This is a genomic window from Moorena sp. SIO1G6, assembly GCF_010672795.1.
GTDB lineage: Bacteria > Cyanobacteriota > Cyanobacteriia > Cyanobacteriales > Coleofasciculaceae > Moorena > Moorena producens.
The window spans coordinates 1-24248 of record NZ_JAAHFZ010000002.1 but is presented as its reverse complement, the minus strand read 5'-3'; the positions used below and the strand labels follow the sequence as shown (position 1 = coordinate 24248).

General features: G+C 44.8%; 20 protein-coding genes. 7 read left to right on the top strand and 13 right to left on the bottom strand.

Going from position 1 to position 24248, the window contains the following annotated elements:
- The first annotated feature begins 2 nt into the window (after window positions 1-2).
- Together glgB and F6K63_RS02975 are read left to right on the top strand one after the other, a co-directional pair.
- Entirely contained in the window at window positions 3-2291 is a 2289-nt protein-coding gene (glgB, locus tag F6K63_RS02980; RefSeq protein WP_287310744.1) for a 1,4-alpha-glucan branching enzyme, read from the top strand.
- Window positions 2260-2391, top strand: coding sequence for a hypothetical protein (locus F6K63_RS02975; RefSeq protein ID WP_267873726.1), 132 nt, complete (start codon window positions 2260-2262; stop codon window positions 2389-2391). Before glgB ends, F6K63_RS02975 begins: the two co-directional genes overlap by 32 nt.
- 42 nt (window positions 2392-2433) lie before the next feature.
- On the opposite strand, the gene F6K63_RS02970 is transcribed toward F6K63_RS02975, so the two are convergent.
- The 7 genes from F6K63_RS02970 to rpmB form a co-directional block, all read right to left on the bottom strand.
- Complete coding sequence (locus F6K63_RS02970; RefSeq protein ID WP_008183228.1) at window positions 2434-3042, bottom strand: pilus assembly FimT family protein; 609 nt, start codon at window positions 3040-3042, stop codon at window positions 2434-2436.
- Window positions 3043-3621: 579 nt separating this feature from the next.
- Window positions 3622-4236 (bottom strand): prepilin-type N-terminal cleavage/methylation domain-containing protein, encoded by a 615-nt coding sequence (locus F6K63_RS02965; protein ID WP_287310742.1) that lies wholly within the window; start codon window positions 4234-4236, stop codon window positions 3622-3624.
- A 198-nt stretch (window positions 4237-4434) separates the two neighbouring features.
- Window positions 4435-5445, bottom strand: coding sequence for a hormogonium polysaccharide secretion pseudopilin HpsC (gene hpsC / locus F6K63_RS02960; RefSeq protein WP_287310740.1), 1011 nt, complete (start codon window positions 5443-5445; stop codon window positions 4435-4437).
- Window positions 5446-5593: 148 nt separating this feature from the next.
- On the bottom strand, window positions 5594-6301 hold the full coding sequence (hpsB, locus tag F6K63_RS02955; protein ID WP_287310738.1) for a hormogonium polysaccharide secretion pseudopilin HpsB: 708 nt from the start codon (window positions 6299-6301) through the stop codon (window positions 5594-5596).
- A 17-nt stretch (window positions 6302-6318) separates the two neighbouring features.
- Entirely contained in the window at window positions 6319-7914 is a 1596-nt protein-coding gene (locus tag F6K63_RS02950; RefSeq protein ID WP_287310736.1) for a hypothetical protein, read from the bottom strand.
- Between the two features lie 101 nt (window positions 7915-8015).
- Window positions 8016-13106 carry a hormogonium polysaccharide biosynthesis protein HpsA gene (hpsA, locus tag F6K63_RS02945; RefSeq protein WP_287310734.1) on the bottom strand — a complete coding sequence of 1697 codons (5091 nt, stop codon included), beginning with the start codon at window positions 13104-13106 and terminating at the stop codon, window positions 8016-8018.
- A 1111-nt stretch (window positions 13107-14217) separates the two neighbouring features.
- Window positions 14218-14454 (bottom strand): 50S ribosomal protein L28, encoded by a 237-nt coding sequence (gene rpmB, locus F6K63_RS02940; protein WP_008183615.1) that lies wholly within the window; start codon window positions 14452-14454, stop codon window positions 14218-14220.
- A gap of 244 nt (window positions 14455-14698) precedes the next feature.
- Here rpmB and F6K63_RS02935 point away from each other — a divergent pair, with 244 nt between their 5' ends.
- On the top strand, window positions 14699-14863 hold the full coding sequence (locus F6K63_RS02935) for a hypothetical protein (protein WP_158026773.1): 165 nt from the start codon (window positions 14699-14701) through the stop codon (window positions 14861-14863).
- Here F6K63_RS02935 and htpG read toward each other — a convergent pair.
- Window positions 14841-16838 carry a molecular chaperone HtpG gene (htpG, locus tag F6K63_RS02930; RefSeq protein WP_071106861.1) on the bottom strand — a complete coding sequence of 666 codons (1998 nt, stop codon included), beginning with the start codon at window positions 16836-16838 and terminating at the stop codon, window positions 14841-14843. The two genes, F6K63_RS02935 and htpG, sit on opposite strands and share 23 nt — an antisense overlap.
- A 59-nt stretch (window positions 16839-16897) precedes the next feature.
- Between htpG and F6K63_RS02925 the strand changes: the two genes are divergently transcribed.
- Window positions 16898-17101 carry a hypothetical protein gene (locus F6K63_RS02925; RefSeq protein ID WP_137985774.1) on the top strand — a complete coding sequence of 68 codons (204 nt, stop codon included), beginning with the start codon at window positions 16898-16900 and terminating at the stop codon, window positions 17099-17101.
- 306 nt (window positions 17102-17407) lie between these two features.
- Here F6K63_RS02925 and F6K63_RS02920 read toward each other — a convergent pair whose 3' ends face one another.
- The 3 genes from F6K63_RS02920 to F6K63_RS02910 form a co-directional block, all read right to left on the bottom strand.
- On the bottom strand, window positions 17408-17644 hold the full coding sequence (locus F6K63_RS02920; RefSeq protein ID WP_287266582.1) for a zinc ribbon domain-containing protein: 237 nt from the start codon (window positions 17642-17644) through the stop codon (window positions 17408-17410).
- Window positions 17644-18567, bottom strand: a complete 924-nt coding sequence (locus tag F6K63_RS02915; RefSeq protein ID WP_287310732.1) for an RNA-guided endonuclease InsQ/TnpB family protein — start codon at window positions 18565-18567, stop codon at window positions 17644-17646. Before F6K63_RS02915 ends, F6K63_RS02920 begins: the two co-directional genes overlap by 1 nt.
- Window positions 18568-18667: 100 nt before the next feature.
- On the bottom strand, window positions 18668-18937 hold the full coding sequence (locus tag F6K63_RS02910) for a hypothetical protein (protein ID WP_071106862.1): 270 nt from the start codon (window positions 18935-18937) through the stop codon (window positions 18668-18670).
- Between the two features lie 451 nt (window positions 18938-19388).
- Here F6K63_RS02910 and F6K63_RS02905 point away from each other — a divergent pair, with 451 nt between their 5' ends.
- The 3 genes from F6K63_RS02905 (at window position 19389) to F6K63_RS02895 (ending at window position 21405) form a co-directional block, all read left to right on the top strand.
- Window positions 19389-20612, top strand: coding sequence for a glycosyltransferase family 4 protein (locus tag F6K63_RS02905; protein WP_287266583.1), 1224 nt, complete (start codon window positions 19389-19391; stop codon window positions 20610-20612).
- 163 nt (window positions 20613-20775) lie between these two features.
- Window positions 20776-20964, top strand: coding sequence for a hypothetical protein (locus F6K63_RS02900; RefSeq protein ID WP_287266585.1), 189 nt, complete (start codon window positions 20776-20778; stop codon window positions 20962-20964).
- A gap of 186 nt (window positions 20965-21150) precedes the next feature.
- Window positions 21151-21405 carry a hypothetical protein gene (locus tag F6K63_RS02895; RefSeq protein WP_287310731.1) on the top strand — a complete coding sequence of 85 codons (255 nt, stop codon included), beginning with the start codon at window positions 21151-21153 and terminating at the stop codon, window positions 21403-21405.
- Window positions 21406-22054: 649 nt separating this feature from the next.
- Here F6K63_RS02895 and F6K63_RS02890 read toward each other — a convergent pair.
- Together F6K63_RS02890 and F6K63_RS02885 are read right to left on the bottom strand one after the other, a co-directional pair.
- On the bottom strand, window positions 22055-23038 hold the full coding sequence (locus F6K63_RS02890) for a glycosyltransferase (protein WP_071106865.1): 984 nt from the start codon (window positions 23036-23038) through the stop codon (window positions 22055-22057).
- Window position 23039: 1 nt separating this feature from the next.
- The gene (locus F6K63_RS02885) at window positions 23040-24035 is read right to left on the bottom strand and encodes a glycosyltransferase family 2 protein (RefSeq protein ID WP_287310728.1); all 996 of its coding nucleotides are present in this window, start codon (window positions 24033-24035) and stop codon (window positions 23040-23042) included.
- Window positions 24036-24248 lie beyond the last annotated feature (213 nt).

The following is a 24248-nucleotide window of genomic DNA, read 5'->3' as shown; positions in this document are numbered from 1 at the left end:
TAATGTCTTCAAGAATTACTCCCGAACAAATTGACCGGATCGTAGGAAACCAACATCATAACCCCTTTGAGGTGCTTGGTTCCCATAAATTTGAGCAGGATGGTAAGGTTTGTTGGGTAGTGCGGGCTTATCTACCAAATGCAGAAGCAGCATGGGTACTTCTGCCAACGGAAAGGAAGTCTTACCCCATGCAATCGGTACACCATCCTCACTTCTTTGAGGTGGAAATTGAAATACCTCGGCTGGCTAATTACCAACTGCGGATTCAAAAAGGCGGACGCGAATGGGTTAGCTATGACCCCTATGGCTTCCGTTCTGCCAAACTAACCGAGTTTGATTTGCACTTATTTGCCGAAGGGAATCATCACCGCATCTACGAGAAACTGGGGGCTCATCCTACAGAAATTGATCGAGTTGAGGGAGTCTATTTTGCCGTTTGGGCACCTAATGCTCGTAATGTTTCAGTCATCGGAGATTTTAATGATTGGGATGGGCGTCAACATCAGATGCGCAAAGGAGCCACCGGTATCTGGGAACTATTTATTCCTGAACTGGGAGTAGGAGCAGCCTACAAGTACGAGATTAAAAATTCCGAAGGTCATATCTATCAAAAATCTGACCCCTATGGTTTCCAACAAGAGGTCAGACCGAAAACTGCTTCTATTGTTACCGACTTGGATGGCTATGAGTGGCATGATCATGACTGGATGGAGCATCGGCGTCACACTGACCCCTTGAGGCAACCGATTTCTGTCTATGAGATACATCTGGGCTCTTGGCTTCATGGGTCCTCAGCTGAACTTCCTCAGGGAGCAAATGGTGAAACCCTAACGGTGGTAACCGTTTCAGACCTCAAACCAGGAGCCCGTTTCCTGACTTACCGAGAACTAGCCCAAAAATTAATTCCTTATATCAAAGAATTGGGCTTCACCCATATCGAAATCTTGCCTTTGGCGGAGCATCCCTTTGATGGGTCTTGGGGCTATCAGCTTACCGGTTACTATGCTTGTACCTCGCGCTATGGTAGCCCACAAGACTTGATGTTTTTGATCGACCAGTGCCACCAAAATGGGATTGGGGTAATTTTGGATTGGGTCCCCGGTCATTTCCCCAAAGATGCTCATGGTTTGGCTTTCTTTGATGGTACTCATCTCTATGAATACGCGGATCCCCGTCAGGGTGAACATCAGGAGTGGGGAACCTTAGTCTTCAACTATGGCCGTAACGAAGTGCGGAATTTTCTGGTAGCTAACGCTTTGTTCTGGTTTGATAAGTACCACATTGATGGGATGCGGGTGGATGCCGTAGCATCTATGCTCTATCTAGACTATTTACGTGGGGATAGACAATGGATACCAAACCAGTATGGGGGTCGGGAAAATCTTGAAGCGGTGGATTTCCTCAGGCAAACTCATCACGTAATTTTTGGTTATTATCCTGGTGTTCTCTCCATTGCCGAAGAGTCAACGGATTGGCCGATGGTGTCTTGGCCAAATTATTTAGGAGGTTTGGGATTTAATCTGAAGTGGAATATGGGCTGGATGCATGATACACTAGATTATTTTAGCATGGATCCCTGGTTTCGCCAGTTCCACCAGAATAATGTTACCTTCAGCATGTGGTACAACCATGCTGAGAATTATATGCTTGCCCTATCTCATGATGAGGTGGTTCATGGCAAGAGTAATATGCTCGGGAAAATTCCCGGGGATGAGTGGCTCAAGTTTGCTAATCTCCGCTGTCTGTATGCTTATATGTTTGCTCACCCAGGTAAGAAAACTCTATTTATGAGTATGGAGTTCGGTCAGTGGAGTGAGTGGAATGTCTGGGGAGATTTGGAGTGGGATTTGTTGCAATATCAACCCCATAAAAATTTGAAGCAGTTTATTACTGACCTGAATTATTTGTATCGTAGGGAACCAGCGCTTTATACTCAGGATTTTGACCAGGACGGGTTTGAATGGATTGATTGTAGTGACAATCGCCATAGTGTGGTGTCATTCATTCGCTATGCTTACGATTCTGAGGAGTTTATTGTCACAGTGTGCAATTTTACCCCTCAGCCCCATAGTCATTATCGAGTAGGAGTGCCAGAGATGGGATTCTACAAGGAATTGCTCAATAGTGATGCTCGCCAATACGGTGGTAGTAATATGGGGAATCTAGGGGGTAAGTGGACAGATGAATGGTTCTTCCACAATCATTACTATTCCCTAGATTTGTGTTTGCCACCCCTGGGAGTGTTAATTTTAAAGCTTGATGATCAGAAGACTCAAGCAGAGTTGCAGTAGTGGGGAACTTCTGGAAGTGTGGGGAGATGGGGAGATGGGGAGCCAGATCAACAACTTTTCAAAACTTTCCTGTATGGCTACTCCCGATTCCCGATTCTAAATTCTAAATTCTCAATTCTCAATTCCCAATTCCCTGCTGCCCTCAATAACAATATTTCTTACTGTTATTCGGTTTAGGATGATATCTACCCTTGCGCAGGGCTCCGATTAGGGTGGATACGTAAACGCAACGTTGGGTGGTGATATTGTTATTATTATTCTTGGTGATTAGGGTGATTTGTCCCAGTTGTCCGTTGGTGTTTCCTTTGTGGTTAAACTGGACTCGCCATGGTCCAGTATTTGAACAGTCTCCCTTTGGTTTGGCTAGGGTAGTTTCGGATTTACCTTTCTTATTTTTGTCTTTGTAGATGGCAATGGTAGGGCTTAGGCTATGCCAATGGACTTGATCTAAGATGCATGTTTTTCCCATCGCTCGGTGAATTGACCACTGGACAATACCATCTTGTTCTCGAAAGCTAGTTTGCCAGGTCGCTTTGTCTCGTTTGGCGTTGCTTTGGGCAATCCGCATGGCTCGGTAGATTTCGTCTTGGGCTATGTTGAGCTGCAGATGATTGATAAAGGTAAGCCAGCTGGGGGTTGCGATCGCAGCCAATAGTCCAACTACTAACACTATCAGAATAGTTTCCAGTAGAGTGAATCCAGCGATCGCATCAGCTCGGGATTGATCGCCCTGTTGGCTATTGAATTGCATGGACTATCACCCTGATTTTAAGTTTGACCTTTGGTTTAATTGTGCCTAAGCTATCAGCTATTAGCTATCAGCGTGTCGCGTATCAGCTATCAGCTTAAGGCTGACGGCTGACGGCACCTCAAGTAGCGTGGCCAAAGGCCACGGCTGACGGCTGAATACTTACAATTGTTGCTTGATATAGTTCGATTTAATTTAATTTTTTGAACGACTAACAGGGAGAATGTTCTGAAAAAAAAAGACCTGAAATAGCGATTTCAGAACTTTTTCGGTTGTCTTTAGTTTAGCTTTATTGTTATTGGGAAGGGATTAGGGAGTAGGGAGTAGTTGCGTAGGGTGCGTGATCAGACGGGCTGGCACTCATTTTCCGCCTCGTCGTCAGCCTTTGCACAGCCCGCCCCGTAACGCACCACCGGGTCTATAAGCTAGTCTCCCAGACTCAACAAACCAGCTTTTTTGTCTACCACTAAGGGTCTTTCCTCTAGCCAGGGTAAACCCAACAAAACTTCAGTAATTTCTGTACCAGCTAATACTGGTATAGTTAATTCTTGACCATCTAGGCAAAACTCAGCACTATGTTGACTAAGGACATCCCTCTTTTCTGTCAGTTTCTAGGGCACCCAAGATAGTTTTTACTATTACACATCGCTTGGTAGCTTCAATAGGGTTATCTTTATCCTTAGAATCAGGAACAGCTACTACGATAGCTAAGCCATTTCCAATGTCTGGATCCTCTAGAACGCCCTGGTTATCAAAGGTAATGGTTTTATCGTCACTTAAACTCGATAATGTTCCGCCAGATTTGTTGTCATCAATTAGGTTTGTCCCCACCCAAACTTGGTCTGGTTTGACCCCTAAATCACCAACTAAACTCTGCCATTGAAAGGTCTCAGGTGTTTGAGCATTGCCCTGATTATCCTTAGCCTGATGAACAGCAGCTTGTGGATCATTGCCGTTCATCCTAAAACTAACGCTATAGCTGAGTTTCTTATTTTTAGCTTGTCGCTGGGCTTCTTGGATAACACTTAATACTCTCTCATTGACTTTACCCACTCGTTGTCGATTCACAAACGCCAGCCAGCTGGGAGCAGCAATTGAGGATAAAATTCCTACTAGTAAGATGACTATTATTAATTCGATCAACGTGAATCCAGCATCATTATTTAGTTTCTGGTTTAGTGTTTTATTATCTTCCATTTTTCTGTAAAATTTCAACCAACATATAATTAATAAAACAAGATAGCTACATTAAACAAATGCTATACTATTTATGATACAACCTTTTTCATAACTATCAGAGACACAATATTTTTTTATCTTACCTTTTACCTACTCCCTACTCCCGACTCCCGACTCCCTCAAAAAAACGTACCTCACCCAATTAAAACTGCTCTATTATTTAATATTAAGGAAACCCCGTCCTTCAATTTGCATGGTTACGGTCGGGAAATAGCTAGACCGTGCTGGTTTGTATTCATAGTCTTTTGGATTAGTCTTGAGCCGAGCTAAAGCATTTCCTCTCAAAGATAATTGGGCTATTTTTTTGTCTGCATCCACACAGGCATAGAACCCAGCTTTTATCTCCTTTGGAACTTGCAAATCATCCTTGTCATCTGATTTGGGAAAGACACTTGGACAATCTGGTGTTATTTGCGTTGTTTGCTTGTTGTCAATGTAATCTACCAAAATTTGAACTGGAGTATCGTAATTACCCTCTTTTGTCCACTGATTTAATTTTTGCTTCAGCTTGCTTCCTGGCTCGTTGAGATTAAAGTCTTTAAAGCCTGGGCTAGGCTCGGAATCACCTATATTGTCATTTTCACTGACAACTTTATCGTGAATTTCAAACCGACCAATTCTAGCAATATTTGACCAAGTCTGATTTTCATCATCAATTAAGTAATAGGCAACCAAAGCATAGACAAAGGTATCATTTCCATTGGTTAACTCCTCAATGTTTCTATCTTTGCCCTGGACCTTGACCTCGTCTGTTCTATCAAAATACTTCCGCTTCCAGAATACCAGCACAGGTGTACAGGTATTTGCATCATCACAACCCGTTGTTTTAGCAAATGGTGGGATTTGGTTTTTGATTCCAGAATTATTAGCATCTTTTTCCTTATGGTCTCTTTCTACTCCAGAGTTATCGTAGATATAGACTGCTTGCTCCAAGTCTCTGGCGATGTAGTCCATAGCCGCTTGGATTTCTTGTTCTGAAGTAGTTTTGGCTTGCTCTTTACGGTCGGTATCGACGATAGTAATCATAAATCTCAATAGTGGTGCGATGATTAGCACCGCCACAATCATGGCTACCAGGAGTTCAATTAAGGTGAAGCCCCCATGGTTGAGCTTAGGCTTATTGTTTTTAAGTTGATGGATGAGTAAGGTTCTGAGTGAGTTAATCATGGTTGGGGTTTTTGCTTGTGATTTATATCAGTAATATTTGCGTAGGGTGTGTTAGGGGATTTTCCGCCTGGTAGCAAGTGTTGGGACAGTCCGTCCCGTAACACACCACCAGGTCAAACTCATCATAGTGACCGTATTAGTTACAAGATTATTTACAACCTAGGCGATCGCAAAAACGGCTATAACTCGGTATACCTGTGGTAATTTCTGTAGTCATTTCCACTAGGGGTGCTTTGCGATCGCTTAATCCAGGTCCCCCGGCTTTCGCCTTATACACCTTACCCTTCTCCTTCTTCTCCTCATCCTTTTTTCTTGTCAATTCACCTGTATCCTTAAAGGCATCCGCTCGGTAAACCCGCACCCCCAGAAAGTAGGTTTTCTCAGGATTTATGGCCTTTTCGTCTGCCGGGATACTCCGAAATGCCTGGATGATTAAGTCTCTTGAACTGTTCTTGCTACAGCCCGCCTCTTCATCAAGGTCTACGCAGTAGAGACTCTTGTTCTTGTTGCAATAGGGATAATTTTTATTATTTGTTTGACAATTCAACTGTGGTTCAGGAGCGCCAACCTCAGCCAATTTCTTTCTTTCTGTTAAGATATCTTTTGCGTCCATGATTACCTCCTCTTCCGGACGAGCAATCGCTTCACTCCGCACACCATCGATGTAGGCCCTAGCCGCTTGCACTCCTATTTCTACTCGTCGCGACTGGACTCGATTGGCCACTCCTAAGACAATCATGGGTGAGATGCCAAGCATCAGAATTGTAATTATCATCATTGCCATCAAAGATTCCATGATGGTGAAACCGGCATCTGATGATTGGGAAAGGGGTTGTTGCTTCTGGGGATTGATCATGATTTAACTATTAATTATTAAGGGAGTCGGGAGAGATGTAGGGTGGGCAGTGCTGGAGTGAGATTGATCTGCTTGCCGTAGGCTGGGGTTGGCACTGCCCACCAACCAGGGAGTGAGAGATCCCCCCTCACCCCCCTTAACAAGGGGGGAACCAGATGTAGATGTAGGGTGGGCAGTGCTGGAGTGAGATTGATCTGCTTGCCGTAGGCTGGGGTTGGCACTGCCCACCAACCAGGAAGTGAGAGATCCCCCCTCACCCCCCTTAACAAGGGGGGAACCAGATGTAGATGTAGGGTGGGCAGTGCTGGAGTGAGATTCATATGCTTGCCGTAGGCTGGGGTTGGCACTGCCCACCAACCAGGGAGTGAGAGATCCCCCCTCACCCCCCTTAACAAGGGGGGAACCAGATGTAGATGTAGGGTGGGCAGTGCTGGAGTGAGATTGATCTGCTTGCCGTAGGCTGGGGTTGGCACTGCCCACCAACCAGGAAGTGAGAGATCCCCCCTCACCCCCCTTAACAAGGGGGGAACCAGATGTAGATGTAGGGTGGGCAGTGCTGGAGTGAGATTCATATGCTTGCCGTAGGCTGGGGTTGGCACTGCCCACCAACCAGGGAGTAACAGATCCCCCCTCACCCCCCTTAACAAGGGGGGAACCAGATGTAGATGTAGGGTGGGCAGTGCTGGAGTGAGATTGATCTGCTTGCCATAAGCTGGGGTTGGCACTGCCCACCAACCAGGGAGTGAGAGATCCCCCCTCACCCCCCTTAATAAGGGGGGAACCAGATGTAGATGTAGGGTGGGCAGTGCTGGAGTGAGATTGATCTGCTTGCCATAAGCTGGGGTTGGCACTGCCCACCAACCAGGGAGTGAGAGATCCCCCCTCACCCCCCTTAATAAGGGGGGAACCAGATGTAGATGTAGGGTGGGCAGTGCTGGAGTGAGATTGATCTGCTTGCCATAAGCTGGGGTTGGCACTGCCCACCAACCAGGAAGTGAGAGATCCCCCCTCACCCCCCTTAACAAGGGGGGAACCAGATGTAGATGTAGGGTGGGCAGTGCTGGAGTGAGATTGATCTGCTTGCCATAAGCTGGGGTTGGCACTGCCCACCAACCAGGGAGTAACAGATCCCCCCTAACCCCCCTTAATAAGGGGGGAACCAGATGTAGATGTAGGGTGGGCAGTGCTGGAGTTAGATTGATCTGCTTGCCATAAGCTGGGGTTGGCACTGCCCACCAACCAGGGAGTGAGAGATCCCCCCTCACCCCCCTTAACAAGGGGGGAACCAGATGTAGATGTAGGGTGGGCAGTGCTGGAGTTAGATTGATCTGCTTGCCGTAGGCTGGGGTTGGCACTGCCCACCAACCAGGAAGTGAGAGATCCCCCCTCACCCCCCTTAATAAGGGGGGAACCAGATGTAGATGTAGGGTGGGCAGTGCTGGAGTTAGATTCATATGCTTGCCATAAGCTTGGGTTGGCACTGCCCACCAACCAGGGAGTAACAGATCCCCCCTAACCCCCCTTAATAAGGGGGGAACCGGAACCAGATATAGATGTAGGGTGGGCAGTGCATCAGACCAATTCATTTCCTGGCAAATCAGGGTGGTAGGCACTGCCCACCACCCTCAAATTAATCACAATAGTGCTTGATTATTCATAGTTCAACTTTCAACCAAACAACCTTCAACCTTCAACTTGAAAACCTGAAAACCTTTTATTTCCGGCAATAGCGCTGGTTAACCGCATCAGCTCCATCGTCCTCCTCCTTAGCACACAGTAAGGTTTCCACCCAGCTGTCATCTCGGGAAACTTCCCGGAAAAACTCATCGGGGTCTCCCGCTGAGGGAGTGGTAAACCTGGAGGAGAACAGGTCTGGTAACTGAGTCAGCAGAGCGACATCGAAACCATATCGACGTGTGGGTGCCATGTAATAGGGCAGTTCACCACTAGCAGTGGCATAGGGCATGGAAGTCGCAGCGCCTCGATCTCCACCATCTATGTCGTATCCAAATCGAGTGGGGACTGATTGTGCACCAGCGTCCTGATTGGCATGGACGAATGGAGCTGTATCATAGGCGGCACGCTTGAACTGGATTAGGGAGCCGCTGATCCGCACCGGGATACCCTGATTGTTTCTGCAGGTTCCGCCAGCTTGCCGCCAGTTTTCTAGGAAGCGTACGAAGTTCTCTAAACTACCGTTATATTCCTCTGGCCTTGGGGGACTATCACCCGAAGCAATCACTACATTGAAGGTTGCTCCGTCTTCATTGGCTCGCTGTGTCCAGCCATCTTCCATTTCCACACATTCCCCTTTTTCTATCGGGAATCTGTTCTCTCTTCCTCGGGGTTGAGCAGTCAGGGAGTGAACTTGTAGGACTGGTACCAACATCGGTTGCTCTGTTGTTCCTACGCTTGGAGCTGTTTGCTGTAATGGCTTTTGGTAAAACAGTGGTTTGTCAGTACCGAAGCTTGGAGCGGTATTGGTAGGGTTATTTGGATTTCTAGCTGTTCTGTACCACAGAGCATGTGCTTGTAATCGAGGTCTGTTGGTGCTACTGAAAGTAGTGTATGGGTATTCTGCGACCGTCCTTGAATTATCTACTATTCCATCCGTTCCGTCGATTCCCAGAAGAGTTGGAAGACCGCCATTAGTTAGATCCAAGTTATTAGCAGGATCCCGTTGGAAAGCAATGCGACGGGGATAGCGTCGATCTGCTGGATCTATGGCAGGTCTTGCGGTTGTGCCGGACAAAAGTAGATTGACATTAGTTGTCAAAATCCTAGGGTCACTAGCCGGTTCATCTTCTCCTGGATCAAATTGACGATTACCATCATCAATGCCAACCACCCAATCACCGGGATTACAGGCTGAAACCGGCACTCTGCGACAGATTTCCATCACATACTCTGGAAATAGCACCCGTCGCTGAATCGGAGTCACAAAATTACTTAGGTAGGAACTGTTTACAGTTCTACCGTTCGGATTTAATTCAAGACTAGGTCGAGGGTTGTTCCTCAAATTATCTCGATTATCAATATTACCGTCCTCGTTTACATCCCACCAGTTGGCACTAGTGACAAAATTATTGTCAAATATGCCATTAAGTTTTAGTTTTGCCGCAACAGTTATGTCAAACTCAAAAGTTTCAGGGTCGATTTTATCACCATCACTATTCAGGTCAACGTTAATGTCTTCCTCCTTAATGGCTTGCCCATTCACACTGACAGTCTCGAATAAGGTATTATTCCCGTTCAAGTTATAACCCTTGACAATTTGAGACTCTAGAACCATGTCAGTTGCATCACCATCGCCATTCAGGTCAGCAGCAATACCCGGCTCTGCCTCATTTACAGTGTCTATTAAGTTACCATTATTGTCCCAGTCAATACCCATTGGTATTCCCCTCAGGTCATAGTCCCCATCGGAGCGGTAACCAAAGTTAAAATCCTTAGACAGTAGGGTAACGCTATCAGCAATCACTACTGCTGGTCGCCACAAATCCCCCTGTTGACAATCGGGCAATCTATCATCATCTTGGCGACAAGCAAAGTTTCTGTCGAGAGTGTCACGACCGTAGAAATTGCCACCTGCATTATCATCCCATTTCTGATTTTCCAGTGTATCCGTAAACTCTTCCACCAAAGCTCCCCCAGGGGTTTGGTGCAAATTAAAGCCAGATGTTGTCCCATTTCCAATCTCGTTTTCCGCTGCTTGGATATACACTGGCACATTGGTAGCTAAAATTAACCCTTTCTCTGCTCCTGCAGGAGTGGTCAATTCAAATGAGTTACCTTGGCCTCCCCGGGCTAGCACTGTGCCATTGCGTAAAATAATTCCATTGGGACGGCGGGTGGGGTCAAGCTCAAAGTCTACGCTACTTAAGCTTAGATTTTCCTCATCGCTAGCATTAGGGTCATTATTACTGAGGTCTGGTAACGCATCATCACGGGTGGCGTAGATAATCCCACTATCCGGTAGCAGAAATTCTGGGCTCGGACCGTTGGGTGATGTCCCAGTTTCTCTTGTTCTGAGCAGATTGAGATCCAACACCGTCGCCCGGATTTCCAGAGGCTGACGGTCTTCTATGGCTAGGTCATAGAGCTCGGCAGTGTTAGGATCCTCAATTTCCTGGATTTGTCTGGCATTCAAAAAGGACTGTTCGTAGATTGCCCCATTAGGGATCGCTGCCTCACTTTGATTAGCTGTAGGGTTTTCTAAGATTTGTAGGGCGCAAATTGCGGTATCAATGGCTGAATTATCAGCTAAGGTGCGGTCATTGTCTGCTTTGTCTAAGGCTATTTTCAAGGGTTCATTGGCAAGACGCCCATTGGGAAATACTAATCGGGCTTGTCGTTCTAGTGTTGGTCTATCAAAAGTTCTACCAGGAAAGGTGTAAACGATGCCATTGTTAGACCTGCCATTTTCATTTCGTCCTACCTCCCCCAATGGATTAAGATAATAGTCAACATTATTTTCAGCTGATTGTTCATCTGTGGGGTCATAGTAGCTACTGACACAGGCAATCGGTAATTGGTCAAAATTTTCTTCTTCTGGTTTCTTTCCTGGGTTTTCGGTGTAGTGATAAACGGCACTTGCCCTCATCAATAGGTCACTTTTCTGGTCAAAATCAGTAATGTCATTACCAGGAGGAGGAAAATCATTATTATCACTTAAATCACCACCTACCCCACCATGCATGGGCATGGTATCTGGCCAGACAAGTATGGGGAATCCTCTCAATTGGGTTGTTATGTCATTTAGCTGTATTCTGTCATCAATCCTCTGACTTGCGGGATCCACAAACCTAATATCCCAACCAGGAGGTGGCAAATAAGACTCTAAGTCAGGATTAGTAGGATTATTGCGCCTGAAGTTAGGAATTCCTTTGGTTCTCGGCAACAGATCAGACTCATCATCATCCACATAAATCCCAGCACCGGTGACTACCCGCAATCCCCCATACCCTTCTAGAGGTTGAACTGGTTGCCTGGCCGCTGCTATTTCCCAGAAACCATTGCGGTCAGTATCCCCTAAGTCAGACAAGGGAGTGACTTGGGTAGTGCGGAAGCGATTCTCCTCGCTGTCATTCCACTTAACGTTATCCCCATCTATTTCTTGTGGAGCTCTGGCACCCTGGAAGTCCCCTGCCCCTGCTGTGTCATCCCACCATTGAGCCGGTAAACCATGACCGATCAAAACGCGATCGCCAATTTTTAGTTCCTTACCTTCTCCCTGTTGTTTGCTTGGTTCCGTTGCTGCAGGACTGAGGGTGTTTCCCCTGATATTGAGAGTCAGGCCATTGTTACTGTTGCTAGTACCTGGGTCATAGGGAAATATCCAGTCATCCTGGGGTCGGAGCTCGTCACCCTTGCCTTGTGGAGTTGCCTTTGGAGGATTTGCAGTCAGGTCAACTTCAGGCCCAACTTCACCATAAGGAACACGACGGGTGCGGTCTTTGAAGTATGTCTCTAGAGCTTTGTTCCGTTGTTTCTCACGCTCATCACCTGTAAACTTTTTGTACCTTTCCTTTACTTCCTCTGGGTCAGTATCCTCACCATTGTTTAACTGATCGGTGACCAGAGCATTAATTCGTGCGGTGAAGGCTTGGCTGTTATTGCCAATCTCATTGGGTGGTTGATTAACCGATCTATCATTATTGTTTAACTCGACGACTGCCGGTGCTCCCTCCCCATTGAACAGATGTATTTCTCCTCCGTCTTGATCTTCCTCCTGATCTACACGACCAAAGGCCATATTGCCCCCGACAACGATCTTGCTGTTTTCTTCCGTGTAGTAGCAAGATTCCGGGCTACTGACTTGAAAATACTGATTGTTACCATTACCGGTGAGAAAATTCCCGTTAGTAAAAACCCGGCCATTAATCTGGATGCCACTTCCAGGAGTGATTTGTAAATCATCCTCGTAGACAATGGCATTGTTGGCTAGGGGAATTCTGGCTCGGTCTTGCTGATACTCTAGAGCTGAAAATCCCGCCTCACCCTTGTAAGTTTCATAGGTGTTATTATCTGGTAGTGTATCCCCAGCCACAATCGGAACGGTTGCGGTGTAAACAAATATACTTTTCTTTAACTTTGACCCAGATCTAAACCACCCGGAATTATCTACTAGGCTAGCGCTAGTGCTAGCAGCTGCTTCACATCCCTTGTTGTTGTTCGACTCCCCCATAGGTGGGGTTCTCGCTTGTAGAGGGGTTCGTTCTTTTTCGTCTAATAATGGATTTGGACTTTTGAAGTAAATTCCGTAGAGGGTGTAGCTATCAAATAGGCCATTGTTATCCGTATCAACCGGAAACCTCCAGGCAGTGTTTATGGTGCTTTCGTTGCCTTGACTGTCTTCGTCTTTGAGGAGCAAACGGGTTTCATCACCAAAGTTATATTTGCTACTATTGAAGGCATTTTCCAAGGCTTCCTCTGATGGGGTGGAGCGGGGCAGGGTGGGGTCCTCAAACAAGGCTTCCAATTTGGCTTGAGCCCGCTCAATGGCTGGAGCAGCAGCATTGAACACCGCTTGATTGACGCGATAATTACTGGCATTTTTGACCCGGTCAAAGGAGCGCAACACAATGGCAGTTACCAGCAAGGTTACCACCAAGGTCACCATAATCGCGGTAGGCAACACAAACCCTGCTGTTGTCACCCGGGAGCGACGGTGTAAAATAAATAAGCTACGCAACAGCCAACGCATCAAGGGTTTGGTGATGGCTTGAGAGAGCTTGACTACCTGTTTGAGTAGTTTTGCGATCGCATTCGCTAACTTCTTCCTGGTTGACTTCCTGGTTGACATAGGGATTTTCCTGTCACATTTCCTGAGTAGATTCCTAAAGACGAACTAGTTCAAGCACCCTAGATGATATTAATAGGACTTACGAAGTTTAGTTGCTTTTGCCCCCCTAACCCCCCCATTTTGGGGGGTAATGTACTTAAAGTCCCCCATTATTGGGGGATTTAGGGGGCAATCCCTAAGTCCTGAGCCAAATTGTTCAATATGCTTCAACGAAGCCAAGGGTTACCCATCAACGGTCAACCCCATAGCGTTACCTCTACCTACGAATAGAGAATAATAAATATTTCATTATACTATCGAGATTTACGAAAAATACAACGATTTGTTAACAGTTTACCTAACCTAGGATTTTCCTACCTCCTCTTATGGTGGATAACTGTGGCCAGAATTTCTGATCATCAGCTTGTAGGGTGGGCAAAAACCCTTTGGAGGTTTTGAGTATTCTAGGTTATCTTACTTTGCCTCCTCTTATGGTGGATAACTGTGGCCAGAATTTCTGATCATCAGCTTGTAGGGTGGGCAAAAACCCTTTGGAGGTTTTGAGTATTCTAGGTTATCTTACTTTGCCCACCCTACTCACCTACCTCCTCTCAATGCATACGTAAGCATTCAGCCGTCAGCCGTCAGCCGTCAGCTTATTTTATTCAAAAGCACCGATCTAGTAGCGTGGCCTAAGGCAAATAGCTGATAGCTGATAGCTTATAGCTGATAGCTGATAGCTGATAGCTGATAGCTGATAGCTGATAGCTGATAGCTGATAGCTTACAGGCAGACTATTGCCCTTTACCAAAAACTCATAGATTTAACCTACCCACATTAAGCCAAAAAACCATCATCCCCAGAGAAAAACTTGGGGAGATGGGGAGTGTAGGAAGTGTGGGTAGTGTGGGTAGTGTGGGTAGTGTGGGGCGGGGGCGCGGGGAGATGGGGAGATGGGGAGATAGGGATATGATGAATTATCGGGTTATTATATCATAATCTGTTTTAAAATGTTCCCGATTTAAAATGTTCCCGACTCCCGACTCCCTCGGTGCGCTTACAGTCGTCGAATTAAATTCGCCACGGGTCCCACCGCTCCCGACTCCCGACTCCCGACTCCCTGCTCCCTGATTTAATAATGATTCAGATTAATCCCAGCTTCCTTAGCCATAGCTTGCAGGCCCTTCTTCTGCAAGGTCTTAATCGCCTTAGTGGAAATCCGCAGCTTCACCCAGCGTTTCCCTTCTTCCCACCAAACTCTTTTAACCTGTAAGTTAACGTTTTGTAAGCGCTTAGTCCGACGGTGGGAGTGAGAAACAGCATAGCCGTTATTGGCCTTTTTACCAGTCAACTGACATCTACGGGACATGGGGTACCTCTTGATTCACATCTGTTCTTGATCATATCTCGCAGATGGCGCGGGGAGTGGGGAGTCGGGAGTGGGGAGTCGGGAGTCGGGAGGTGTGGGTAGTGTGGGGCGGGGGCGCGGGGAGATGGGGAGGTAGGGGGAGTGATTAATCGTAGGTGGGCAGTGCCTAGTCACCCGATGACGAGCTTGGTGAATCGGTCTGAGCCACTGCCCACCCTACATCTTCTACCTTCTTTGGTGGGCAGTGCCTAGTCACCCGATGACGAGCTTGGTGAATCGGTCTGAGCCACTGCCCACCCTACATCTTCTACATCTCCAACCTCGAACCTTCAACCTCGAACCTTCAACCTTCAACCTTCAACCTTCAACCTTCAACCGAGCCTTTACTATTGCGTCAAGCGCGTCATAACCTTATTGGACCGTTCCACAAACGCCTTCATGCCTTCGGCATCAAAGCCTTTCTGAGCCATCAGTGCCAGGTCATAGACATGCTGACAAATCATGCTAGCCAATTCCGCTGAGGGAGACTGACCGCCACTCTGAATAATACTGCCTTGACTGAGGTTGACTAGATTCTGAATCAGTGGGTGGGTAGTATTCACTACTAAAATATGTTCCTCTGGGAACTGCACCGACTCCTGCTGCATCATGGCAGTCATTTCCTGTAGACGGCGCATGGCTTCCGGTAACAATACCATTGCCGGTGGGGTGCCTTGGGGGTCATCAGACTTGAGGGCTTGAGTCCGGATATTAACCTTAGGCTTATTAATCGCTTGCTCAAACAGTTCCTTAATCAGGTCAGAACGAGTTTTGTTGGTCTTCGGGTCAACAATCTCTTTTTCCTGCTCCTTATCAACCAGGGTATCATCCAAGTCCGAATCCACCCGAGAGAATTTAGCTTCTGTATATTCCCGTTCCAAGAAGCTAATGTAGTGGGTGTCGATAAAGGAGTCCATAAATAGGACTTCTAACCCTTGATTTTTGTGCAGTTCTACATAAGTGGCTTGGCTAGCCTCATCAGTGCAATAGAATACCCGATTTTCGTGATTTTCTTTATTGCGCTCTAGATACTCTTTGATAGTAGTGTAGGGTTGAGAAGAGGAAGACTTGCCCTGTTCGGTGCCCTCATCCGGGGTGACATCCTCCCAAGCATCCCCATCTTGGGATTGCACTTCTACCTTAGGGGTGTCAGTGCTTGGAGCTTCCGAACTTTCCACCGGTTGATAGGTGGTGCGGAAGATCACAATATCTTCCACTTGTTTCTTAAACTTATCGCTATTGAGGCAGCCAAACTTAACGAATGTACCCACATCTTGCCAAGAACGGATGTACTCATCCCGCTCATCCTGGTACTGTTGCTTTAAGCGATCGCCAACTTTTTTAGCAATAAAGTCACCAATCCGAGCCACTGTCCGGTCTTTGGTCAGAGCAGAACGGGAAACATTCAGGGGAATATCAGGACTATCAATCACCCCTCGCAGTGGCATTAGGAAGTTAGGAATTACTTCTTCACAGTTGTCACTGACAAACACTTGATTACAGAAAAGCTTGATTTGCCCCTTAGTCACATCCACATCTGGCTTCAGTTTCGGGAAATAGAGAATGCCATCAAGCAAGAAAGGATAATCTGTGTTTAGATGTACCCACAGCAAGGGTTCATCTTGGAAGGGGTAAAGATAGCGATAGAATTCTAGATAGTCTTCTTTGGTCAGGTCCCTTGAGGATTTCTTCCACAGTGCCTCATGCTTGTTGATCACCTCCTCCTCAAGCTTGATGGGCACTGCCATGAAATCACAGTAGGATTTCACTAGCTGGCGAATCCGTGAGGGTTCTAAGTACTCCTGTTCCTCCTCTTGCATGGTGAGGGTAACAGTAGTACCCCGTTCCGTCCGCTCTGAATCCGATAGTTCAAAGGCTGGAGAACCATCACAGCTCCAATGAACGGCTGTTTCCCCTGATTTATAAGAGAGGGTATCAATTTCTACCTTCTGAGCCACCATGAAAGCAGAGTAGAAACCCAATCCGAAGTGACCGATAATCTGTTGGTCAGCTTGCTTTTGGTACTGCTGGATAAATTCTTCAGCGCTAGAAAAAGCAACTTGATTAATATACTTTTTCACCTCATCGGCAGTCATCCCAATGCCGTTATCCGAGATGGAGAGAGTTTTTTTATCCTTATCAATGGTAATTTTAATTTCCGGGTCTCCCACATCCCCGTCAATCTCCCCAGAATAAGAGACCATCTTCAACTTCTGGATGGCATCCACTGAGTTGGAGATCAGCTCCCGCAAGAAGATTTCGTGATCCGTGTAGAGAGACTTCTTGATAATCGGGAAGATATTCTCAGTATGAATCGTGATTGTGCCTTGTTCCAGTACAGTCATTGTTGGTATAGCTACATTAATATGATGAATGTCCCTTTAACGATTTTGAGGGATTATTTTTGATACGACAGATAGGGTTGTCCACCGATAGGGATTCGGATTTCCGTATTTTGGGGAATACTAATGAATTTGTAAGCCTATGCGCTACGCCCACGCTACTTGAGGTGCGGTCAGCAGTCAGCGGTCAGCGGTCAGCGGTCAGCTATTTTATTCAACAGCTGTTCGGTTTAGTGTGGCTTTTCGCCTTTAGCTGTTCCGTGTAGCATGCCCCTAGCCCATAGGCTGATCGCTGATAGGTGAACGCGATCGCACCTCAAGTAGCGCTAATCGCTGATAGTTTAATTATTGAAAATCCACTAGTCATCAATCTCCAGGTTAGCATATTGAGCGAAATCACGTGACATACTCCCGACGCCGAATCTTTGATTACGGCGCGGGCTTCTTAACCTCACGATTAAGAGTTTCTGCGTAGCACTTATCTAGGTACAAAACCCCCGACAGTACGCTGTCAGCAGACAGTTTCCTTTCCCCAATTGTCCTTGGGTACTTATTGATTCCACGATTACGCATTACTTCCGCTGAAGCGACATTATATGGTTGGAATACCCGCATTCATCACAGGTATGCCAACGGATTGAAAGGTTATTATCCCACTCGGTTCCACATTCAGGACATTGCTTTGATGTCCCTTTATGGTCAACTTGTGCGAAAAACTTTCCTCGTTTCCAACATACCCATTTCAATAATTCTCTGAACTGACCAAAGCCAGCATCAAGAGAATGCTTACCCAGAAAGCCCTTTGCCATTACTCTGTAATCAATGTCTTCAACAAAAAGCGATGCAGCGCGGTCTTGGGGGTTTCCCCCATGAGCGACTGCATCAAGACAATTGAATCAGCCTGGTCACAAAGTTGATGTGCAACTTTAAGGTGAAAATCTTTACGGGTATTACCAATTTTATGATGTAACCGTGCTACCTTGATTTGTGCTTTTTCGTAATTCTTAGACCGTTTCTTTTTTCGAGATGCTCTACGTTGCAGCAATTTCAGCTCGCGTTGTAGGTCTATGAAAAACCTCGGTCTAGGAATCGTTAAATTATCTGATGTAGCTAGGAAATCAATCAACCCGACATCTACTCCGATTGCTCGTCCAAAATGAGGGTTGTCCGGAACAGAAATATCAGCTTGAATTGTGATAACAACAAACCATTTTGTTCCTCTACATCTTGATACAACTCGTACACCCTTGATTTGAAATCCTTCAGGGATTTCTCGATGTAATTTCAGATCTACAAGCCCAATCTTGGGTAGTTTGATTTGATCGCCCTTAATTGGATTAGTCGCAAACTGAGGAAACAAAAACGATTGATAGCGACCGTACTTTTTAAATCTTGGAAAACCTCTTCCTCTTTGTCTGAACGACTCCCAAGAAGTATGTAATCGCTTAATTACATCTTGAGTGACTTGAGAGTGAACTTCTTTCAAGTCAGATTCAGTCTTTTTCCACTGCGTTAACTGTCGCTTCTGTGACCTGTATCCGGGGAATGGAATGTCAGGCGACATGATATATTCCCTATTAAGCGAGCACCGATCAACTGCACACTTCCGACTATTCATCCAGTCCTTTAAGTCTCCCAGGCAACGGTTATAAAGTCGTCGGCAAGTTTCTAGCCAACTTAACATTAATTCCTGTTGAGCTGTATCTGGATAAATTCGATAAGTGTAGTTCATGATTAGTACCATGAAAATATCTTAACACAAACCAGGTGAATGATAACTGTTAATTTACATAAACCCTGTCCCGGCTATCATCCCGACACCAAATCAAAGATTATGGTGCGGGGCTTCTCGCCGGGGTAGCTAAATATTTTCCTTGACCTTCTGCTGCTTGGTGGATACCCCGTTTCACCTGCGCCAGGGTTTCGGGATTTTGCCATAACCACTGTTCTTCTTCTGGAATTGGGTCGAGTAGGATTTGTCCTGTATCGTTAATCAATACTCGGTAGACTTTTGCCTTAGCTTGCGGTCCTAATTTTAAACAAAAGTGGTCATCAATTTGGGCAGCATTCTCAATTACCTGGAAGTTTTGGTTAAGAATCATTTTTGATAGACGAATAGATAATATAGCATTTTTATTTGGCTCTTCCGTAATTGTTATGCTAAATTAACACTTTGCCAAAGGGAGCAGGGAGCAGGGAGCAGGGAGCAGGAGGAAGAGGCAGCTATATTGGAAAAATTTATGGTTAAATAGCCTCATAACCCTTACACAGTAAGCTTTTTGGTGGTTCTTAAATATAAATTTAGCATAGTAGGTACTGAAGAACCTTTTATTTTAGTTGTGAACATACTCCTTTAAGGAAAGGCAATAGTAATTTTTCCTTCCCTTGATTAACTTGCCAAAATAAATTAATTTTAAATAGTATATTATGATAATTAGCAGCTAAACAGATACATTAATTTTTTGTTATTCCCTATTCCCTATTCCCTGTTCCCTGTTCCCTATTCCCTCCCCTATACAACTATATACCGAGAATAAATCAATCCGCCATACCATGACTAAAGTTTTTCTAATCTGTTCTGGTCTGGGTCATATCCAGCGGGGGTATGAATCATTTGCCCAAGAGTGCTTTGCCGCTTTATCTCAGGAATCGTCTCTTGATATCACCCTGTTTAAAGGAGGAGGTAAGTCTGATCAAAAAATGATTACATTATGGAATCTGCCACGGTATAGTTGGATGGCAGGTCAACTGGGAAGATTGGTTAAGCAATTAAGTGAATTTTTAAAAAAAGGTGACTACTTTGTCAGACAAGAAGGCTACTTTATTGAACAAGCGTCATTTATCTTAAGTTTATTATCACATATATATCGTGAACGTCCAGAGGTAATTTACTTCAGTGATGATGGCTTAGGCTATCTACTGTGGCACTGGCGGCGTTTGACAAAACAGAATTATAAGCTACTTTTCCGTAATGGAGGAGCCTTATCCCCTCCTTTTTCCCGTTGGGATCATGTACAGCAGTTAACCCCAATTCACTTGAAACAGGCGTTAACTTATGGAGAGCCTGCTGATCAACAAAGTCTACTGCCCTCTGGATTCTTTATCCCTGCCAAATTACAGATACTGTCACGAGTAGAACGAGAGGGGTTACGAGAAAAACTAGGACTACCGAAACAGCAACCGTTAATTCTTTCTGTGGCAGCAATTAACAAGTCTCATAAACGCATGGATTACATCATTCATGAAGTAGCGAGTTTACCAAAACCTAGACCATTCCTATTATTATTAGGTCAACAGGATGCTGAATCAGCAGAAATTATTCAGCTTGGCCAAGAGCTATTAGGGCTTAATCAGTTTCAAGTGCGAACTGTTGCTCGTGAGCAAGTAACGGATTACTATCAGGTTGCTGATCTTTTCGTCTTAGCTTCTCTCCATGAAGGATTACCACGAGTAATTGTCGAGGCGATGTCCCATGGTTTACCTTGTTTAGCTCATGATTATGACATTACTCACTTTGTTTTAGGCAATGAAGGCTATTTCGCTAATTTTGAATTAACTGGAAGTTTAGCTAATTTAATTACTCAAGTCTTGGGGGAAGGGTATAATCAGAGTAAGCGCGAAAATTGTCATCGTACGGTCTATGATCGGTTTAGTTGGCAGGAGTTATCGACCGCCTATGTTGATATGATTGAACGGTGTAGATTAATAGAAAAGGGAGTCGGGAGTCGGGAGTCGGGAGTCGGGAGTCGGGAGTCGGGAGTCGGGAGTCGGGAGTAGATAACTTCGGATTTTACAAATTTACTGTTGTTGAAGCTTTCAGTAATATTACTCCGAAAAAAAAACGCGATTGACCAAAGGTCACGCTACGCGATCGCTAACTTGTTATGACAATTTTAGCTAACCGATTTTATCGGTAATATTACTCCTAAAAAAAACGCGATTGCTTCCGATATTTTCCCTATTCCCTGTTCCCTATTCCCTATTCCCTATTCCCTTTTACCGATTCCCGATTCCCTATTCCCTATTCTCAATTCTCAATTCTCAATTCTCAATTCCCAATTCTCAATTCTACTTGGTGGTGCGTTACGGGGCGGGCTATCCCAATACTGGCTACGAAGTGGAAAATTAGGGATAGCCCGCCCCTAACGCACCCTACGCTAAATTCTAAATTCCCAATTCTAAATTCTAAATTCTAAATTCTAAATTCCCTCGTTTCCTTTAAATTATCCCTCAAAAAAAATTTATAAAAACCCTTGACAATTTATTTTGTAATCATTATGATTATAGTTATAAACCTAAAAAGATTTTTTCGACTATGCATCACAATTTTCTGCCAAATTCAGACAACAATCCAGAGGATATCACTGCGAAGATTACTCCTGAGGAGTTTTCCGAAAAAGAATTCCTTGTTCCGTATATTCTGAAGGGAACTCGCCAGCAAATAAGCCATACAATGCATATCCTTAATGCCATGGGCTATGCACAGCTTTCGGAGTGGAGTCCTCTTCAGCCCACTGGAATTCCAGGGCAATTTATTACGATCATGAGGAGATACTGGATTTGGCGTTAACACCTTAAATTTCTGGGGGGAAACCCCCCAGAGCAAAGGCTCCGGTCTGTTCGCGTAGCGAACGGATTGGTAAGAAAATTGAGTGCATAAGCGAAAATTCCTAGCCGTGGAAAGTATTTCTGCGGCTATTTTTTTGGGTTAGCAGGTTGAAGGTTAGCAGGTTTAAGGTTAGCAGGTTGAAGGTTAGTAGTGTTGAAGGTTAGCAGGTTGAAGGTTAGTAGTGTTGAAGGTTAGTAGGTTTAAGGTTAGTAGTGTTGAAGGTTAGTAGTGTTGAAGGTTAGTAGTGTTGAAGGTTAGCAGGTTTAAGGTTAGTAGTGTTGAAGGTTAGTAGTGTTGAAGGTTAGCAGGTTTAAGGTTAGTAGTGTTGAAGGTTAGCCATCAGCATTCAGCCAAAGACCTTGGCCTTCGGCTGAATGCTGATAGCTGAATGCTGATAGCTGAATGCTGATAGCTGAATGCTGATAGCTGAATGCTGATAGCTGAATGCTGATAGCTGAATGCTGATAGCTGAATGCTGATAGCTGAATGCTGATAGCTGAATGCTGATGGCTGAATGCTTACATTACCCTTAATAAAAATCTGCCCCATCTCCCCATCTCCCCATCTCCCCACACTTGCCTGCTCCGAAGCTCCCTAAAACTAAGATGCTCTAAGGTTCTGTTCGTAGGTATCCGAGAATAGTGCTAGTATTCGACAATCTTGGAAATCGATTCAGTAAAGCAGTATACTGAGGAGCAGGTAATATAAGTAATAGGATAATTTTCAGCAATACTTTTAAGGTCACCTTTGCCAGTAATAAAGTTGGATCATGTCTGAGGGCATGGCCAAGAAATCGGAGTGCGGCTAGGGTTTGGGGTCGTTGTGGAAAGGATTCAAGAGCCTTGAAAATTAAGTACTTATACAGGTTAGCTAGGCTGTGCTTTTTTAGATATTGTAGAGAATCAGGAGCAGCAGCAAAGGCTCGTTCAATTACTTGTAAGCAACCTGCTTCCATCTTGGCAGTATCAGAAGAGACTGAATTAGCCGAGACTCGATATAAAATGTGTGGGTATGGTACAGCTACAAAGGGATAATGAGCTGCGAGCCGCAGCCACATATTCCAATCTTCTGCCTGGCTCAGGGACTCATCAAATTGACCAACTGTGTCAAATGCTTTCCTACGAATCAGGACGTTAGAACCATTTTCCAAAAAATCCGTTAGCAACAGCTGAGGATAAACATTACCATTGAGAGTGATATGGTTACCTCGCCGCAAAAACTGACCTGATTCATCGATATAATCTGTCCAACTATAGGCAACGGCGGCTTGGGGGTTTGCCTGTAAAGCGTTTAACTGGAACTCTAATTTATCCGGATGCCAGAGATCATCGGCATCTAGGAAAGCAATATAGTCCCCTGAAGCATGGGATAATCCACGATTACGGGCTCGGTTGACGCCAGCATTGGGATAGGAAAAAATTTTTAAGCGAGCATCTTTGATGGTAGAAATTATTTGCCATGTCGAGTCTTGGGACCCATCATCAATAACAATTATTTCAAAATCCGCAAATGTCTGATTTAAAACAGATTGAATAGTCTGTTTGATAGTTTTTTCGTCATTATAAACTGGTATAATTATAGATATTAAAACCATATTATCCTGAATTATTTATATGGTTCATTAGCACCTTAATAGTTTCTTCTGGAGCATTTTGCTGCTTCAAATAGGTTTTGAGAGTTGTTTCGGTTTGATTTTTTAATAAAAAATCGCTGACTAACAGTTTAATAACTTGCCTAACATATAAAATAGCATACCTCCAGAAAGGGACATGTTGTGAGTCTTGATAAATTATATTGACCATATGCCAGATATTATAATTTGACTTTAAATTAGTGAATCCTTTCAAAATTTTGATTCTTTTGGCTGTATTCGGTTGGAGATACCATTGTAGTAAAGGGGGCATATAACGAATCAAGTCATTTAAATTATAATCAGTAGTGGCTTGGAGTTTACTTGACAAAATTACATTAAATCCTGATTTATTAGCACGACTAACAAACTCAAAGTCACCGCCGTAATGCCGGAATCTATCAGCATCTGGAAACCCAATTTTATCGACGACTACTCTGGGGATGATAGCTATATTACCATTTAGGGTATCGACTGACCTAGCTTCTGCTGTAGCAAAATAATCCATACTCCGAATTGGCTGTTTTTGATGCATTCCACTGAACACAATCCAATCGGAATAGGTTTTATCCCGGACAATACCCCCAACAATTGTATTATTGTACAGTGGAGACTGACAAATATCAATCAGGTTGTTAAGGAAATTGTCTGACAGAGAAATATCATCATTTAGCCAGACTAGGTAATCGGAGTCTAATTTATCTATGGCATAGTTCATCCCGAGACAAATCCCACCTGTCCACCAAAGATTGCCATCTCCTTCAATTAAGTAAACATTGGTAAATTGACGTCTAATCATGTCTCGGGTGCCATCTGTGGAATCATCATCTACTATGATGACTGAGATAACTAAGGTATTATCGGTATTTGCTTGAGGAATTTGCTGAAAAATTTGACTCAGAATATTCTGAGTATAGTGTTGCCTATTTCTAACTGGAATAATTAAGGATATTTGGGTCATGATAGCAAAGGGAATAGGGAATAGGGAATAGGGAGTCGGGAGTCGGGAGTCGGGAGTCGGGAGTCGGGAGTCGGGAGTCGGGAGTCGGGAGACGGGAGTCGGGAGTCGGGAGACGGGAGTCGGGAGTCGGGAGCAGGGAGCAGGGAGAGAAGCTAGATGATAATGTTAATAAGTAAGCATTTAACAGTCAATAGACAGGAGTTAGTTTAAAAT